15 protein-coding genes and 1 pseudogene are annotated in these 17,009 nt (G+C 70.8%); 7 read left to right on the top strand and 9 right to left on the bottom strand.

Features of this window, described 5'->3' with window-relative positions; genetic code table 11:
* Positions 1–14 precede the first annotated feature (14 nt).
* The 4 genes and pseudogenes from ACE4Q9_RS29275 to adh all read left to right on the top strand — a co-directional run.
* Positions 15–325 (top strand): annotated as a pseudogene (locus tag ACE4Q9_RS29275) (acetamidase); the annotation flags it as partial.
* Between the two features lie 194 nt (positions 326–519).
* Positions 520–1,116: an N-acetylmuramoyl-L-alanine amidase gene (locus ACE4Q9_RS29270; RefSeq protein ID WP_397988252.1), complete on the top strand. Its 597-nt coding sequence runs from the start codon at positions 520–522 to the stop codon at positions 1,114–1,116.
* Between the two features lie 101 nt (positions 1,117–1,217).
* Entirely contained in the window at positions 1,218–2,525 is a 1,308-nt protein-coding gene (locus ACE4Q9_RS29265) for a GAF domain-containing protein (RefSeq protein ID WP_397987513.1), read from the top strand.
* 56 nt (positions 2,526–2,581) lie between these two features.
* Positions 2,582–4,105, top strand: a complete 1,524-nt coding sequence (gene adh, locus ACE4Q9_RS29260) for an aldehyde dehydrogenase (RefSeq protein ID WP_397987512.1) — start codon at positions 2,582–2,584, stop codon at positions 4,103–4,105.
* Between the two features lie 157 nt (positions 4,106–4,262).
* On the opposite strand, the gene ACE4Q9_RS29255 is transcribed toward adh, so the two are convergent.
* From ACE4Q9_RS29255 to ACE4Q9_RS29240, 4 genes are all read right to left on the bottom strand, one after another.
* The gene (locus ACE4Q9_RS29255) at positions 4,263–6,533 is read right to left on the bottom strand and encodes an ATP-binding cassette domain-containing protein (RefSeq protein WP_397987511.1); all 2,271 of its coding nucleotides are present in this window, start codon (positions 6,531–6,533) and stop codon (positions 4,263–4,265) included.
* Positions 6,534–6,621: 88 nt separating this feature from the next.
* Positions 6,622–7,389 (bottom strand): ABC transporter permease, encoded by a 768-nt coding sequence (locus tag ACE4Q9_RS29250; RefSeq protein WP_397987510.1) that lies wholly within the window; start codon positions 7,387–7,389, stop codon positions 6,622–6,624.
* The gene (locus ACE4Q9_RS29245; RefSeq protein WP_397987509.1) at positions 7,379–8,362 is read right to left on the bottom strand and encodes an ATP-binding cassette domain-containing protein; all 984 of its coding nucleotides are present in this window, start codon (positions 8,360–8,362) and stop codon (positions 7,379–7,381) included. Before ACE4Q9_RS29245 ends, ACE4Q9_RS29250 begins: the two co-directional genes overlap by 11 nt.
* A 79-nt stretch (positions 8,363–8,441) precedes the next feature.
* Complete coding sequence (locus tag ACE4Q9_RS29240; RefSeq protein ID WP_397987508.1) at positions 8,442–9,326, bottom strand: siderophore-interacting protein; 885 nt, start codon at positions 9,324–9,326, stop codon at positions 8,442–8,444.
* 115 nt (positions 9,327–9,441) lie between these two features.
* On the opposite strand from ACE4Q9_RS29240, the gene ACE4Q9_RS29235 reads away from it, so the two are divergent.
* The 3 genes from ACE4Q9_RS29235 to ACE4Q9_RS29225 all read left to right on the top strand — a co-directional run bounded on the left by ACE4Q9_RS29235 (position 9,442) and on the right by ACE4Q9_RS29225 (position 11,408).
* Positions 9,442–10,296: a TetR/AcrR family transcriptional regulator gene (locus ACE4Q9_RS29235; RefSeq protein ID WP_397987507.1), complete on the top strand. Its 855-nt coding sequence runs from the start codon at positions 9,442–9,444 to the stop codon at positions 10,294–10,296.
* 226 nt (positions 10,297–10,522) lie between these two features.
* Positions 10,523–11,170 (top strand): LmbU family transcriptional regulator, encoded by a 648-nt coding sequence (locus tag ACE4Q9_RS29230; RefSeq protein WP_397987506.1) that lies wholly within the window; start codon positions 10,523–10,525, stop codon positions 11,168–11,170.
* Positions 11,171–11,201: 31 nt separating this feature from the next.
* Entirely contained in the window at positions 11,202–11,408 is a 207-nt protein-coding gene (locus tag ACE4Q9_RS29225) for a ferredoxin (protein WP_397987505.1), read from the top strand.
* 117 nt (positions 11,409–11,525) lie between these two features.
* Here ACE4Q9_RS29225 and ACE4Q9_RS29220 read toward each other — a convergent pair whose 3' ends face one another.
* From ACE4Q9_RS29220 to ACE4Q9_RS29200, 5 genes are all read right to left on the bottom strand, one after another.
* Positions 11,526–12,821 (bottom strand): cytochrome P450, encoded by a 1,296-nt coding sequence (locus ACE4Q9_RS29220; protein WP_397987504.1) that lies wholly within the window; start codon positions 12,819–12,821, stop codon positions 11,526–11,528.
* Positions 12,822–12,847: 26 nt separating this feature from the next.
* On the bottom strand, positions 12,848–13,888 hold the full coding sequence (gene acmL / locus ACE4Q9_RS29215) for a 3-hydroxy-D-kynurenine methyltransferase AcmL (RefSeq protein ID WP_397987503.1): 1,041 nt from the start codon (positions 13,886–13,888) through the stop codon (positions 12,848–12,850).
* Between the two features lie 53 nt (positions 13,889–13,941).
* Positions 13,942–15,204 (bottom strand): kynureninase, encoded by a 1,263-nt coding sequence (locus ACE4Q9_RS29210; RefSeq protein WP_397987502.1) that lies wholly within the window; start codon positions 15,202–15,204, stop codon positions 13,942–13,944.
* A gap of 72 nt (positions 15,205–15,276) precedes the next feature.
* Positions 15,277–16,119, bottom strand: coding sequence for a tryptophan 2,3-dioxygenase (locus ACE4Q9_RS29205; RefSeq protein WP_397987501.1), 843 nt, complete (start codon positions 16,117–16,119; stop codon positions 15,277–15,279).
* Complete coding sequence (locus tag ACE4Q9_RS29200; protein ID WP_397987500.1) at positions 16,116–17,009, bottom strand: alpha/beta hydrolase; 894 nt, start codon at positions 17,007–17,009, stop codon at positions 16,116–16,118. The genes ACE4Q9_RS29205 and ACE4Q9_RS29200 overlap by 4 nt, the downstream gene beginning before the upstream one ends.

The raw sequence follows: 17,009 nt of genomic DNA, 5'->3' as shown, positions 1-17,009 counted from the left end.
CACACAGATCAGGCGGCAACGGACGGACGGGGGTGGCGGTGGAGTGCGCGATGAACACCGTGGTGATCGAGGACCTCCTCAAGGGCGTCACGCCCCCGTGGCCCCGGCTGAGGTCGGACAGCCCCTTCGTCTCGACCGGCTGGGCGCGGTCGCTGGAGGAAGCGTTCCAGAGATCGCAGGCGGACCTGGCGCGGTGGCCGGCGAACGCGTGCGACACGAACGACACATGTGCGGCCAACTCCGTGAGGAGTGGCTGCCCGCGTGGGAGACCTACCGCGGTGCGCACGCGCGGCACCGGGAAGCCGCACGATCCCTGCGCGGCTGACGGCCGGTCATGGCAGCGCACACGGATGCGGCATCGGCCCCCCACTCCCCGTTCCGGCCCCGGCGCATCAGCGCACCTGCGCCGGCCCCGTCCCCCCTGAGCCACCCTCTCCGAACACGCAGGACGCACCACCCTCCCCCGTACTCCCATCACTCCCCGACTCCCCCACACCAGAAAGGCACCCCGCGATGGACATGGACCGGGAAAGACCGCGTCTGAGCAGACGTTGGATCCTCAAGGGCGCGGCGCTCGCCGCCGTTCCGTACGCGTTGCTGCCGGAAGCGCGCGCCGGCGCGAGCGGCTCCGTCGACTACCCGGCCGCCGAGTGGGTGCCCGCCAGCACCGCCAACTACACGGCCTCCGACCGGCCCGGCAGCTATGCCATCGACCGGGTCATCATCCATGTGACCCAGGAGACGTACGCCAACACCCTGGCCATCTTCCAGAACCCGGAGAAACAGGTGACCGCGCACTACCTGGTGCGGTCGGCGGACGGGCACATCGCCCAGTGTGTGCGCGAACACGACATCGCCTGGCACGCGGGGAACTGGAGCTACAACACCCGCAGTGTCGGCATCGAGCACGAGGGCTGGGTGGACCAGCCCTCCTACTTCACCAACGCCCTCTACGAGCAGTCCGCGAAGCTCACGGCCTCCATCTGCGACAGATACGGCATCCCCAAGGACAGGGAGCACATCATCGGCCACTACCAGGTACCCGGCACCGACCACACCGACCCGGGGCCCAACTGGGACTGGGTCCGCTACATCAGACTCGTCAACTTCGCCTAGCACCTGTCCCGAACCAGCGTCACACCGGTTGTCTGCGCGGACACGGCACGTGACGATGGTGCCAGCCGGATCATCGCCGTCACACCGTCCGGGAGGCCGAGTTGACCGATCCGTGGGTGGCCCTGGAACCGGGGGCCGATCCCGCCGAGCGGGTCCGGGTGCTGCGCCGCGCGCACGAGACGTTCACCACGGTGGGCGCGGTGCCGCGCCCGGTGCGGTCGGTGGTGGCGGAGTCTTGGCGGCGCAGCGCACGGGCCGGCGTCGTACCGGACGGCACGGCCAGCGTGGAGCTGTCCGACGGCGACCTCGGTGCCTACCGGGCGGAGCATCCGCTGGCACGGGTGATGCCCCTGTTCCGGGAGCTCCTGGGCACTTTCGCCGCCGAGGACGAGCAACTGCTCGCGGTGTGCGACGCGCAGGGCAGGCTTTTGTGGGTCGAGGGGCATCCGGCGGCGCGGCGGCGGGCGGACGCGATGAACTTCGTGCCGGGCGCGCGCTGGTCGGAGACGGCGGTGGGCACCAACGCGCCGGGGACCGCCGTGGCGCTTGACCGGCCGGTGCAGGTGTTCGCCGCGGAGCACTTCACCCGGCGGGTCCAGCCCTGGACGTGCGTGGCCGCTCCGGTGCACGATCCGCGCACCGGGCGGGTGCTGGGTGCCGTGGACGTCACCGGCGGGGACGGGCTGGCGCACCCGCACAGCCTGGGGTTCGTGCAGGCCGTGGCGCGAGCGGCGGAGGCTCAGTTGGCGCTGCTCACCCCGGCGCGATGTACCGCGGACGCGCCGATGCTGCGTGCGCTGGGCCGGGACGAGGCCGAACTCGTTGTACAGGGACGGCGGATGCGGCTGAGCCGTCGGCACAGCGAGATCGTGCTGCTGCTGTCGCGGCATCCCGAGGGGCTGACGGGTGACGCGTTGCTGTGCGCGCTGTACGCGGACGAGTCGGTGACCCCGGTGACGTTGCGCGCGGAACTGGCGCGACTGCGGCGGGTGCTGAGGCCGGGGATGCTGGCCTCGCGGCCGTACCGGCTGACCGCAGCGGTCGACGCGGACGCGACCGTGGTGGAGCGGCGGCTGGCGTCGGGGGCGATCACCGCGGCGGCCGAGGCGTACGCCGGTCCGCTGCTGCCCGGTTCGCAGGCGCCGGCGATCGCCCGGCTGCGGGACCGGCTCGCGCGGGGGCTGCGGACGGCGTTGGTCGCGCACCGCGATCCCGATCTGCTGGCGGACTGGGCGCACGCGCCCTGGGGCGAGGACGACATCGAGGTGTGGCGGGCGCTCGCGACGGTACGGCCGGCGGCATCGGTGCGGGCCCGACTGGCGGCGCTGGAGGCGGAGTTGGCGGTTCCGGTGGCGCGGGAGGGGGGCTGGGCCCGCGGTGCAACGTACTTGCAACGTCCGCCCGCCTAGCCTCGCGCCCAGAGCTGCCCAACGGCGGGCAGCGCTGCACCGGGAGGCACACCAGGATGACTCGTTACGCGGCGCCGGGCACCGAGGGCGCGATCGTCTCCTACCAGTCGCGCTACGACCACTTCATCGGCGGCGAGTACGTGCCGCCGGTGCGCGGCCAGTACTTCGAGAACCCGTCACCGGTCAACGGGCGGCCGTTCACCGAGATCGCGCGCGGCACCGCGGAGGACGTGGAGCGTGCACTGGACGCGGCGCACGAGGCCGCCCCCGGCTGGGGCCGTACGTCGGTGACGGAACGCTCGGACATCCTGCGGAAGATCGCCGACCGGATGGAGGCCAACCTAGAGGCCCTCGCGGTGGCGGAGAGCTGGGAGAACGGCAAGCCGGTGCGGGAGACGCTGGCGGCGGACATCCCGCTGGCGATCGACCACTTCCGGTACTTCGCGGGGGCGATCCGTGCGCAGGAGGGGTCGCTGAGCGAGATCGACGACGACACGGTGGCGTACCACTTCCACGAGCCGCTCGGGGTCGTCGCGCAGATCATCCCGTGGAACTTCCCGATCCTGATGGCCGCGTGGAAGCTCGCGCCGGCGCTCGCCGCGGGCAACGCGGTGGTGCTCAAGCCGGCCGAGCAGACCCCGGCCTCCATCCACTACTGGGTGAGCCTGATCGCGGATCTGCTGCCGCCGGGCGTGCTGAACATCGTCAACGGCTTCGGTGTCGAGGCGGGCAAGCCGCTGGCGTCGAGCCCGCGGGTGGCGAAGGTGGCGTTCACCGGGGAGACCACGACAGGGCGGCTGATCATGCAGTACGCCTCGGAGAACATCAAGCCGGTCACGCTCGAACTGGGCGGCAAGTCGCCGAACATCTTCTTCGACGACGTGTGGGCGCACGACGACGACTTCCGCGACAAGGCGCTGGAAGGCTTCACGATGTTCGCGCTCAACCAGGGCGAGGTGTGCACGTGCCCGTCGCGGGCGCTCGTCCAGCGCGGGCACTACGCGGAGTTCCTGGCGGCCGCGGTCGAGCGCACCCGGCAGATCAAGCCGGGGCACCCGCTCGACACCGACACGATGATCGGCGCACAAGCGTCCAACGACCAGCTGGAGAAGATCCTCTCCTACCTGGACATCGGCCGGCAGGAGGGCGCGAAGGTCCTCACGGGCGGGGAACGCATCGAGTACGACGGCGAGTTGAAGGGCGGCTACTACGTGCAGCCGACCATCTTCGAGGGCGACAACCGGATGCGGGTCTTCCAGGAGGAGATCTTCGGCCCGGTCGTCTCGGTGGCTTCCTTCGACGACTTCGACGACGCCATCAAGATCGCCAACGACACGCTGTACGGGCTCGGCGCGGGCGTGTGGACGCGCGACGCCAACACCGCCTACCGCGCGGGCCGGGCGATCCAGGCGGGCCGCGTCTGGACCAACTGCTACCACGCCTACCCCGCGCACGCGGCGTTCGGCGGCTACAAGCAGTCCGGCATCGGCCGGGAGACGCACAAGATGATGCTGGAGCACTACCAGCAGACGAAGAACATTCTTTGTTCTTACAGCCCTCAGAAGCTCGGGTTCTTCTAGGACCTTCAAGTGGGTGGTCTGAAGGCACTGTTGCTCTCCAGACCACCCAGCACGACAAGCACGCTCAGCAACCAGTGCAGCACCGTGCGCCACCGCACGGCCTCATTCGGCGCGACGAGCATGTCGGCTCACGACGTTGCCTCCACGGCCCCGATGATCAGACGCGGCCCGCACGCGAGAGGTCCTGCCGGAGGTGTGCGGCGGTGTGGGAGTCGGTCGTCTTCAGAAGATCGGACGGAGTTCCTTCGAACAGGATTCGTCCGCCGCCGCTGCCCCCTTCGGGGCCGAGGTCGATGATCCAGTCGGCGCTCCTGACGACGTCGAGGTTGTGCTCGATGACGATGCAGGTGTTGCCCTGGTCGACAAGGCGCTCGATGGTGCCGAGGAGGCGGTGGACATCCGACATGTGCAGACCCGTGGTGGGTTCGTCCATGACGTAGACGCTTCCGACGCGGTGCAGGTCGGCCGCGAGCTTGAGGCGCTGGCACTCGCCGCCGGACAGGGCGCTGAGCGGCTGGCCGAGGCGAAGATAGTCCAGCCCCACCTCGTTCAGGGCGTGCAGGACGGGACGGAGCTTGGGCTCCGTGAAGAAGTCCGCCGCCTCGGCCGTCGTCATCTCCAGGACGTCGCTGATGGACCTGCCCCGCAGGTGGTGGCCGAGGACGTCCTCGGAGAAGCGGCGGCCTCGGCAGACCTCGCACACCGACTTCAGCGTGTCCATGAACGCCAGGTCGGTGTAGAGGACGCCGAGCCCCTGGCAATTGGGGCAGGCGCCCTTGGAGTTGGCGCTGAAAAGGGAGGCGCTGACGTTGTTGGCGTTGGCGAACAGTTTGCGGATCGGGTCCATCAGGCCGGTGTAGGTGGCGGTGTTGGAGCGCCGGCTGGTGGTCACCGCCGACTGGTCGATGACGATCGCGTCGGGGTACCGGCTGAGGAACTCGTGGTTGACCAGCGTGCTCTTGCCCGATCCGGCCACGCCGGTGACGACCGTCAGGACGCCGGTGGGGAAGCCGACCGTCACGTTCTTGAGGTTGTGGCTCGTCGCGGCGGTGACGGTGAGCGTCCCGGTGGCGCGCCGGGGCTCGGTCTTGAGAGGCAGCCGGTGCTTGAGGTGGTGCCCGGTGAGGGTGTCGGCACGGGTGAGTGCGTCGAAGCTGCCCTCGAAAACCACTTCACCGCCGAGCGTCCCGGCTTTCGGGCCCATGTCGACCACATGGTCCGCGATGGCCATGATGTCGGGGTCGTGCTCGACCACGAGCACCGTGTTGCCCTTGTCCCGCAACGCGATGAGGAGTTTTTTGAGCCGGTGCACGTCCCGGGGGTGCAGGCCGATGCTCGGCTCGTCGAACACGTACAGCATCTCGGTGAGACTGCTGGACAGATGCCGGACCATCTTGATCCGCTGGGACTCGCCACCCGAGAGCGTGCGGGTCTCCCGGTCGAGGCTCAGATAGCCGAGTCCGATGTCGACCAGGTGGTGCAGACGACTGGTCAGGTCGTCCAGGACCGGTTTCACCCGCGGCAGTTCCAGCTCCGCCAGGACGCGTGCGAGGTGCTGGGCCTCCATCGCGGTGAAATCCGCGATGTGGTGGCCGCCGATCCGGGTGGCCAGCGCGGCGGGCGCGAGGCGGGTGCCGTCGCAGTCGGGGCAGGAGGCGGTGCGGGCGAACCGCTGGAACACCCGGCGGCCGCGCTCGGACATGTCCTCCTTCTTGACGTAGAGCCGGGTGAACTTGTCGACGAGGCCCTCGTAGCGGACGTTGAGGGTGTTGCCCTGCCAGAGGAGGCGGAGTTTGTCAGGCAGTTCGCCGTGCAGCAGCAGCTGCCATTCCCGCTCGGTGAAGTCAGCCAGCGGCTTGTCGTTGTCGAACAGGCCGGACTCCACATAGCTCAGCCAGTACCAGCTGTCGGTGGAGAAGTCCGGGTGCAGCAGCGCGCCCTGGTTCAGGGACCTGGCGCGGTCGAGGAACGCGTCGAGGTCGAGGCGGACGGTCGTGCCGAGGCCCTCGCAGGTGGGGCACATGCCCTGGGGGTCGTTGAAGGAGAACGCGCTCGGTGGCAGGCCCGCGGGATCGCCGGCCCGGGAGAACAGGAGACGCAGCAGCGGGTTGATGTCGGTGACCGTGCCGACGGTGGAGCGCGGGTTGCCGCCCAAGCGCTTCTGGTCGATGACGACGGCTGCGGAGAGGTTCTCGACGGCGTCCATGTCCGGACGCCCGTGGTCGGGCAGGAAGGTCCGGACGAACGCGCTGAAGGTCTCGTTGAGCTGCCGCTGGGCCTCGACCGCGAGGGTGTCGAACACCAGGGACGACTTGCCCGAGCCCGAGACGCCGGTGAAGACGGTCAGTTGCTGTCTCGGGATCTGCAGCGAGACGTTCTTGAGGTTGTTCTCCCTGGCACCGGTCACCTTGATGGCGTCGGTCCTCACGTGTGCTCCTCGGTGGTGCGGGTGGGCTCCCCCCTGCGGGGGATGTGAGGGGGGAGCCCGGTCTCGGGTGGGCCTGCGGGCGGTGCCGTCAGGCGTTTTCCTTGCGGAAGGTCCGCGTGCCCCACAGCAGGGCGAGGACGGCCATGACCAGCAGCACGAGGGAGCCGGTCAGCAGTCCCGTGGCGCTCATGTCCCCCCGGAAGGCGGCCCGTTCGGCGTCGACCACGTGGGTCAGAGGGTTGATCCGGGCCAGGTTGTACAGCCAGCCGGGGGCCAGTTCCTCGGAGACCGGCAGCAGCACCCCGGACAGCAGCAGCAACGGCAGGAGCACGGCGTTCATCAGCGCGGGGAACGCGGCCTCGCTCTTGAGGACCATCGCCAGTGCGTACGATCCCGAGGACAGCGTGATGGCCAGGACCGCGGCGATCGCCAGGCTGAGCAGCAGCCCGGTCGCTGAGACGTCGAGGCCGAAGACGAGCAGCGTCACCAGCACGATCAGTACGGACTGCGCGGTGGCCTGCACGGCCTGGGCCAGGACCTTGCCGAACAGCAGGGCGGCCCTGCTCGCGGGCGTGCCGCGGAAGCGGTCGACGACGCCGACCCGGTACTCGGTGAGCAGCCCCACCCCGGCGAAGGAGCCGCTGAACAGCGCCGTCTGGACGATGAGGGCCGGGGTGAGGACCTCCCACGCGCTGCCGGGCGGGAAGCCGGGGGTGTGGTCGACCACGGACACCATCAGAGGTCCGAAGAGGAACAGGTACAGCAGCGGCTGCATGATCCCGATGAGCAGCCAGGTCGGGCTGCGCAGCGCGAGCTTCATGTCCCGGACGAAGATCAGTTGGGTGTCACGCAGCATGGGCGGCCTCCCTGGCCCCGGGCGCGGCTTCGCCGTCCCGCAGGGAGCGTCCGGTCAGGCTGAGGAACACGTCGTCCAGGGTGGGCCGGTTGACCTTGACGGAGGCCATGGAGATGCCCTGTCCATCGAGCGCGCGCAGCAGCTCCGGCAGGGCCTCGTCGCCGCGGGGCACCCGGAAGCGGACCATGTCGCCGTCGACGCTCACCTCGCTCGCGCCGGTCAGCCGCCCGGCGACGTCGGCCGCCTCCGCGGCCTGGTCGGTCACCTCGATGGTGATCGCGTCGCCGGCGACCCGGGCCTTGAGCGCGTCGGGGGTTCCCTCGGCGACGATCGTGCCGTGGTCGGTGACGAGGATCCGGTCGCACAACGCGTCGGCCTCGTCGAGGTAGTGGGTGGTGAGGAAGACGGTCGTGGCCTGCTCGGAGCGCAGGCGACGGACGTGGTCCCAGAGGTTGGCCCGGCTCTGCGGGTCGAGGCCGGTGGTGGGCTCGTCGAGGAAGACGAGCGTCGGTTCGTGGACCAGTCCGAGCGCGATGTCGAGCCGGCGGCGCTGACCGCCGGAGAGCGTCTTGACGGGCCGCTGGTGCAGGCCGGCGAGGTCGAGCCGCTCGGCAAGCAGGGCTCCGCGCCGTTTGGCCTCGGTGCGGGACAGGCCGTAGAGCCGGGCCTGGAGTTCGATCTCCTCGCCGACCCTGGACTCGGGCCAGGTGGCGCCGCCCTGGTGGACGCAGCCGATCCTGCGCCGCACACCCTGGGGGTCCCTCAGCAGGTCACAGCCGGCCACGGTGCCGGTTCCGCCGGTGGGGCGCAGCAGGGTCGTGAGCATCCGTAAGGTCGTGGTCTTGCCCGCTCCGTTGGGGCCGAGGAAGCCGACCACCTCCCCGGGCGCCACGTCGAAGTCGATGCCTTTGACCGCTTCGACATCCCGGCCGCGCACGGTGAACCGGCGGGCGAGACCTCGTACTGTGATCATGAAATCCCTCTCTCGGCCCGGCAGCCGTCTGGCTGACTCGCGGCGCCCGGCCGGGATGCCGGCTTCGGCGCGCGGCTCGTCAGGACTGGCCATCGGCCGCCGCCTGGTACTCGGCGAGGCGCTCCTGCGCCTCGGCCATGTCCTCGGCGGTCGGGGCGTCGTCCTGGGTGAGCTTGACGCGCCAGTAGCCGCTGAAGTCGATCGCGCGCTTGTCGAGCCCCCGGTCGTTGACCAGGTGGCGGCGCAGGGTCCGGATGACGCCGGCCTCGCCGGCCAGCCAGGCGAAGGGGCGCCCGGGCGGGAACTCGGCGCCGCGGACGGCGTCGATGAGGGCGTCGCTGCGGCCGGCCGGGGTTCCGTCGCGGTGCAGCCAGTGCAGGGTGACGTCGCCCGCCGTCTGGAAGGTCTGCTGCTCGGCCTGGTCGGTGACCTCGATGTAGACCTCGGCGCGGGCCCGCTCGGGGAGGGCCTCCAGCAGGGTGCCGATGGCGGGCAGTGCCGTCTCGTCGCCAGCGATCAGCAGCCAGTCGGCGGAGGTGATCGAGTCCGTCAGGGAGACCGGTCCGGCATAGAGCGCGGAGGGGCCGACCATGCCGAGCCGGTCGCCGGGGCGGGCGGACTCGGCCCAGGCGCCGGCGGGGCCGCTGTCGCCGTGCAGGACGAAGTCGACCTCTACGGTGTTCGTCCAGGGCACCCGCCGGCGCAGGGTGAAGCTGCGCATCCATGGCCGTTCGTCCTCCGGGATGGCCAGAAACGCCTGGTACCAGCCCGTCGCGTCGTCGCTCTGCTCCGGCAGGACGGGCCGCTCCTGGCCGGGCCGGGGGAAGCAGAGCTTGAGCTGCTGGTCCGGGGTCAGGCCGACGGAGTCTTCGAGGTGGTCGGCCTCGAACGTCACGCGGGCCATCCGCGGTGTGATGCGTGTGATATCGGTGACCTGGAGGAACGTGACGGGGAGCTCTGCCATCGGAAACCTTCCACGAACGTACGGGCATACCGGGGCGGCTGGCCGCCCAGCTGATATCCTTACAGCGTAAAGAGATACGCCGGTGAGGTTACTTTATGCGGTAAGGAGTTGCAAGGTGGTTGTTTTCGCCGGACAGGGCGATGCCCGCCGATCCATGGCCCTGCTCTGGCGATCGGCCGAATCCGGGGGGGCCGCCCCCAAACCCGGCTCGAAACCCGGCCCTAAACCCGGACTCGACGTGGACACGATCGTGGCCGCGGGTGTCGCGGTGGCGGACGAACAGGGCATGGCGGCCCTGTCCATGCGGGCGGTCGGGACCCGGCTCGGGCGGACCGCCATGGCGCTCTACACGTACGTGCCGAGCAAGAGCGAACTGGTCGACCTCATGCACGACCGGGTCCTGGCCGAACTGCCCACGGAGTACGACACGAGCGCGGGATGGCGGCCGGCGATCACCGACTGGGCCGCCGACGCCTGGGCGTTCTATCTGCGCCACCCCTGGGTGCTTCAGGTCTCGCAGGCCCGACCCGTGCTCGGGCCGAACGAGTACGCCCGGCTGGAGGCGGTGGTGCGGATCCTGGGCGGAATCGGCCTGGAACCCCTGCACGTCAGACGGGTCATCGCGATGTTGTCCCAGTTCGTGCGGAGTATGGCCCTGGTCGCGTCGGAACACCGGCAGGCGGCGACGGAGACCGGGGTGCCCGACGAGGAGTGGTGGGCGCAGCGGTCCGCGCTGCTCGCGGAGTTCGCGCCCGATTTCACCGAGCGCTTCCCCGCCCTCGCGGCCCTGGAGTCGACCGCGAGCCTCGCCGCCATGACCGAGGCGGAGGCGGGCGGCGTCGCGTCACACATGGAGCGGGAGGCGGGAGAGGCGTTCCGGGTGGGCCTGGGCCTGATCCTCGACGGCGTCGAGGCGGCAGTGCGGACGGACTCCGACGGCACGCTCCACGCCTCGGCCGGCACCCCCTGACGGGGTCGTGCGGGCCGCGGCGGGCCCGCACGATCCGGCACCTGCGGCACCTCCGAAGCGGTCGGTCTCGAAGCCGATTGGACGCCCATCGGCCATCTCCGGCCGGAAATGTTCATTGACGGCATCTCGGACGGTGACTACCGTTTTTCGAACTTGCGCCCTTAATGACTTGAGGGTGCGATGAATGGTGCGAGATGCATCATGCCCCGATTTCAGGAGAAAGCCGGTGCAGCACATCGCGAAGTACGACCGGAGTGACCGTCAATTGCCAGTCGACCGCCGAGCGACCGAGGCGGCCTGCCCCCGCAGACCCGGCGAGCAGGAACGAATCTTCACCACCCGGGTCGGCCTCAAGATGCCCACCAGCCTCACCTACGACCGATGGGAGAGGGCCGGGCAGCACATCTTCAAGATCGCCGACTCCTCCGCCTGGTGCCTGGGCGACTGGCTCGTCTACGGCCAGGACCGCTACGCAGACCGCTACCAGACCGGAGTCCAGGCCGCGGGCCTCGACTACCAGACACTGCGCAACTACGCCTGGGTGGCACGGAACTTCGAGCTCTGGCGCCGACGCGAGACACTGAGCTTCGGCCACCACGCCGAGGTCGCCTCCCTGCCGTCGGCGGAGGCCGACACCTGGCTCGACCAGGCGGAGCAGCACGGCTGGTCGCGCAACCAGCTCCGACTGCGGCTGCGGGAGAGCCGCAGAGGAAACCGGGCCGCCATGCCCCCGCGGGCCAGCCAGCTCCGGATCAGCGCCCCCTCCGACCGCGTCCAGCGCTGGCGGGAGGCCGCGTCGAGAGGAGACCGCGACTTCGAGGAGTGGGTCCTGCTGACGCTCGACCGTGCCACCGCGCACGAGCTCGGCCAATGACACCCCGCCCGACCACCGGAGACCGCCCCAGATGGAGATCCGCATCGACCACCGCACCTGTATCGGGTCCGGGCAGTGCACCCTGACGGCACCCGCCGTCTTCACCCAGGACGACGACGGGTACGCCACACTCGTGCCCGAGGGGGCGCGGACGGCCACCCCACGGCAGGTCACCCAGGCCGCGCTGTCCTGCCCCGTCCAGGCGATCGCTGTGGGGAACGCACCACCCGACGCCTGACGACGCGACTCGCGCCACCCCCCAGGGCTGAGGGCTCCATGGTGCAGATCATGGAGCCCTCAGTGCTCCGCTCACCTCATGGTCCGAAGAGGGTTGTGCTCATTTCGGCTGTGCACTTCAGGAGCCGAGCCGCAGGCGCAACGCGTGCAGCCGCCAACTGCCGGGCAGCTGGGCGCGTTCCCGCTCCGGATCGCCGTCCGCGAGCGCGAGATCCGGGTAGCGGCCCAGCAGCCGGGCGAGCGCCACCTCGCCCTCCTGCCGGGCCAGCGTCGCGCCCAGGCAGTAGTGGATGCCGTGGCCGAAGCCCACGTGGTTCTCGGCCTGCCCGTCCGGCTGACGGGTCAGGTGCAGCCGGTCCGGGTCGGTGTAGTGCCGCGGGTCGAAGTTGGCGGAGACCAGCACCGGTTGGACCGCGTCACCGCGGGCGACGCGCGTACCGGCGATCTCCAGATCCTCGGTGGCGTAGCGCAGTCGAGCCACCTGCACCGAGCCGCACCAGCGCATCAGCTCGTGCACCGCTCTCGGGAGCAGCGCCGGGTTCTCCTTCACCCGTGCCAGCTCGTCGGGATGGGTGAGCAGGGCCGCGGTGCCGTTGCCGATCAGATGCGCGCTCGTCTCGTGGCCGGCCAGCACCAGGGTGAGCACCATGGTGACCGTCTCCGTGTCACTGAGCCGTCCGCCGTCGTCGTCCTGCGCCCGGATCAGCTCGCTCAGCAGATCGTCCCTGAGCGCGGCGCGACGCTGCTCGATCAGTTGATGGCAGTAGTCGATCATCACGGGAAAGGAGTGCTGGAGGCGTTCGGGCCGCATCGAGACGAGGTCCCCGCCCCATTCCCGCCACCGCTCGAGGTCGACCGCGGGAATTCCGACGAGCCGGCAGATCACCGTGATGGACAGGGGGTAGGCGTAGTGCTCCAGCAGGTCCACCGACCCGTCCTGCACCGCCCGGTGAGGCAGCTCGTCGAGCAGCCCGTCGGCGATCTGTTCGATGGCGGGACGCAGATCGAGGATTCGGCGGGCCGTGAACGCCCGGGTCACCAGGCGGCGCAGCCGCGGATGGTCCGGCGGGTCGCTGTCCAGGAGGGAGCCGAGCAGGTAGACCCGTAAGTGCTCGGGGACGTTGAGCAGTTCCATCATCCCCTCACGCGGATCGGCGCCCCGTGCGCCGGGCACGTGCGAAGGGGTGGTGACGAACCGTGGGTCGCGCAGCACGGCGCGGACGTCGTCGTAGCGGGTCACGAACCACACCGGCGTGCCGTCGACGAACCGGCCGCGGACGACCGGGCCCTGCTCGCGCAGCCGGCCGTACCCGCCGAAGGGGTCCGCGAGCAGATCGGGGTCCATCATGTGCGGGCCTGCGGGGCACGCCGCTGCCGCACCGGCCGGCGGGGCGTCCGGGAACGTGGAAGACATGGTCGGCTCCGGTACTCGCTGGGGCGTCACTTGACCGCGCTGATCACGCCGTGCGGCGTCCACCGACCGCCGGGCAGCCGCTCGGGCTTGACGAACCCGGCCGCGCCGAACCACTCCTCGTACTGGCCCCACCGGTAGATCGTGCTGCTGGCGGCCGGCAGTGTCGCGAAGTACACGTTGTCCAGGGCCGCGTACAGCGGGCCGTCCCCGCTGTCGTCGGACATGGCGTTGAACACCAGGACCCGCCCGCCGTCCGGCAGCGCCGCGTGTGCCTTGCGCAGCAGCCGTATGTTCTCCTGCGGTGACCAGATCACGAGCTGGTTGGCGAAGAGCACGCAGTCGTGGCCGGTCGGGTAGGTGTCGGCGAAGATGTCCGCGGCCCGTACGGAGATGCGGTCGGACAGGCCGTGCTCGGCGATCTTCTTGCGGGCGATCTCCACCGTGCCGGGCAGGTCCAGGACGGTGAACTCGACGCCGGGGTTGGCCTGGGCGAGGGCGAGGGCGTTGACGCCGTCGCCGCCGCCGACGTCGAGCACGCGGCGCACTCCGCTGAGGTCGGCCTTCTCCACCAGTACGGGGTTGGACAGCCGGGACCAGGACCGCATGCAGCGGTAGAACAGCTGTTCCAGCTCGGGGTCCGCGGACAGCCGGTGGTAGAGGTCCTCCCCCGAGCCCTTGATCCGTCGCAGGCCGACGTTGGTGTTCTCGCGCAGCGACGCGATGAAGTCCACCTCGGCAGGCCGGACGATCCGTTCCTCGTACTCGACGAGATCCTCGATGATCTCCCACGTGCCCTCTGCGAACAGGCCGTTCAGTACGTCGGCGTTCTCGTAACCCTCGCCCTGACGCCTTGTCAGTCCGAGGGCGGTGGTGCCGAGCAGCAGGATCTGTACCGGACGCTCCTCCAGGTCAAGTTCCCGGCCGATCTCCGGCGGGGTCAGGCCCGGTCGCCGGTGCAGCAGGGTGAAGAGGCCCAGTTCGCTGCCCGCGCGGAGCATCTGGAAGGCGGAGGAGCCGAACAGGATCTGTACCAGTCCGTCGGTGGTGAGCGGGGACGCGTGAGCCATGGGCACTCCGAATCGGCTGAGGCGGAAAGGGTGGTGTGCGGGAAGGCCGGAGGTCAGGTCACCCGGGCGAGGCCGGCGGGCCGGGAGGCGTAGGAGCCCTCGGCCACGACGTCGCGGATACGGGCCAACGCGTCCCAGACGTCGGTGAACCGGGTGACCAGCGGGGACAGACCGATACGCAGCCGGTCCGGGACCCGGTAGTCGCAGATCACCTTCGCGTCCGCGGCCAGTGCCTGGCAGATCCGCCAGGCGTCGGGGTGGTACAGGGACAGATGCGAACCGCGCCGCTCGGGCGGGCGGGGCGAGGCGGGCCGGAAGTCCAGCGGGGTGAGCCAGGCGTCCGCCAGCTCGTCGGCCAGCCGGCCCAGCCGCAGCCCCTTGGCCCGGATCCGCGCCGTCCCGGCCTCCTCGACCAGGGCGAGAGCGGGATCGATCGCCGCCAGCGACACCAGCGGCGGGGTGCTCACAAGGAACCGCTCGATGCCCGGCACCGGGTCGTAGTCGGGCCCCATCTCGAACTGTCCGCGCTGCCCGTACCAGCCCCACACCGGCTGCCGCAGCCGGGACTGCAGATCGCGCCGCACATAGAGGAAGGCGGGTGAACCCGGGCCGCCGTTGAGGTACTTGTAGGTGCAGCCGACGGCGAGCTCCGCGCCGGTGCCGGCCAGGTCCACGGGGACGGCTCCGGCGGCGTGCGACACGTCCCACAGCACCCGCGCGCCGACCGTCCGGGCCAGGTCGTTCACCTGCGCCATGTCCAGCAGCGCGCCGCTTCGGTAGGACACCAGGGACAGCACCACCAGCGCGACGTCACCGTTGAGTGCCGAGCGCAGGACGTCGAGGTCGAGGCCGCCGTCGAGGTCGGACGGCAGCCGCACCAGCCGCAGCCCGCGCTGTTCGGCGAGGCCCTGGACGATGTACCGGTTGGTGGGGAAGTCCTCGGCGTCCGTCACGACGGTGCCGCGCCCCGGTGCCGCGTCCAGGGCGGCGGCGGCCAGCTTGTAGAGGTTGACCGACGTGGAGTCGGAGATCACCACCTCGCCGGGCGCGGCGCCGAGCACGTGCTCGGCGAGGCGGTCGCCGAGCCGGGCGCCCCAGTCGATCCAGCCCTGCCACGACCGCACCAGCCCGCCGCCCCAGCCCTCCTCGACCACCTCCCGCAGCACCTCCGGCGTGGCGGCGGGCAGCGGGCCCAGCGAGTTGCCGTCCAGGTAGATCAGCTCCGGATCGGCGATGACGAACCGCTCGCGGAACGCGGCGAGCGGATCGGCCGCGTCCAGTTCCTCGGCCACCGTGCGCGGGATCCCGCTCACCATCGGCCCTCCTTCTGTCTCGTGTCGTGCGTGTCCGCGTGTCCCGCCGTCCGCGGGCAGGCCCTGGGCGTCCGGTCAGAGCGTGGAGCGCACCGACCACAGTTCCGGGAAGAAACGGTGCTCACTGATCCGGGCGAGCCAGGCCACCCCCTCGGTGCCGCCGGTCCCGGGCTTGGCGCCCAGCATCCGCTGCACGGTCACCAGATGGGTGTAGCGCCAGCGGGCGAACTGGTCGGCGGTGTCCGTCAGCGCCTCCGCGAGCAGATGCAGGTCGCGATGGCGGACGGGGTCCCGGTAGACCGCCCGCCAGGCCTCCTCCACCTCCGCGCCATCGCGGTACGGCCGGGTGACGTCCCGGCTCGTCGCGTCGTCCGGCGTGAGCAGTCCGCGGCGTGCCAGCAGCGCGAGCGCGGCGTCGTACAGGCTCGGCTCGTGCAGCTGACCGACGACCGCGTCGTAGCCCGCCGTGTTCCGGTGCGGCGCGGCCATCGCCGGGTTCTTGTTGCCGAGCAGGAACTCCAGGCGCCGGTAGCCGGCCGACTGGAAGCCGGAGGCCGACCCCAGGACGTCCCGGAACTCGGCGAACTCCACCGGGGACAGCACGGAGAACGTCTCCCACGACACCAGCAGCACCTGCTGCACCCGTGCGGCGCGGCGCAGCGTCCACAGCGCGTCGTCGAGCAGGTCGTCGGCCAACTGGTCGCGCGCAGTGCTGAATTCGGTGTGCAGCAGCTTGAACAGCAGCTCCTTGACCTGGCTCATGATGATGAACCCCGGCTCGGTGCGGGCCGAACTGAGCGGATGCTGCAAGCCCAGCAGCTCGTCCATCCGCGCGTAGTGGGCGTACGGGGTCGTGTCCGACGAGGATCCGGCGGACAACGGGCACGCGGGGCTCGCGGTCCTCTGTTCGGTGGTCATGCGGTCGTTCCTTCCAGTCCCATCTGCGCCAGGACCGCGTCGCCCAGTGCGGTGCCCGGCACGCCCAGGTCGTAGGGGAGGTCGAAGTGGTCGCGCCGATCGGCGACGACCTCCGTCACCGCCGCCCGGGGGCGCAGCGCCGCCACCATCCGGTCGTGCTGGCGGACGTACTCCTCGGTCTCGTTCCCGCCGCGGGCGACCACCGTCGGGGGCAGCCGCGCCGGCAGACGAAGGATCGGGCTGTTGCGCAGGGCCGCGGCCTCGTCCAGCCGCAGCGCGTCGTTGACGTAGGACAGGCGCACCGGCTCCAGGTCGTACATGCCGCTGAGCAGCACCGCCCCGGCGATCCGGCCGGTCACGTCCGGGCCGGCCGACGCGTCCGGCAGCAGGGCCATGGCGGCCAGGTGCGCGCCGGCCGAGGTGCCGCACAGATGGAGGCGGTCCGGGGCGAACCCGAGCCCGTCCGCGTGCCGCAGCAGCCAGTCCACGGCCCGGCGCACCATGCCCGCCATGGCGTCCAGGCCGACGTCCGGCGCCAGCCCGTACTCGATCACCGCGACCGCCGCGCCGGCGGCCAGCAGCGGCGGCACCGGGAACGCCGATTCGGCGCGGCTCAGTGCCTGCCAGTTCCCGCCGTGCACGAACACCAGCAGCGGAGCCCGCCCGGCCGCCTGCCCGGGGAAGTAGTCGAGCCGCTCCGCCGGGTGCGGGCCGTAGGCGAGGGAGGTCCGCACCGGGTGGTCCCGGCGGGCGGCCTCGCTGAGCCGCTCGTATGCGCGCAGGTAGGCGTCCAGGCTCGCCACGCGCGAACTCGGCGAGTACTGCCGGTCCAGCGTGGCCTGGTTCATGCCCCGGTACACGGCACCCGCGGCCGGCGGTGCGTCGCGCAT

The sequence above is a fragment of the Streptomyces sp. AM6-12 genome (genome assembly GCF_044327085.1).
In the GTDB taxonomy this organism is placed as follows: Bacteria; Actinomycetota; Actinomycetes; order Streptomycetales; family Streptomycetaceae; genus Streptomyces.
This window is presented reverse-complemented; position numbering and strand designations above follow the sequence as displayed.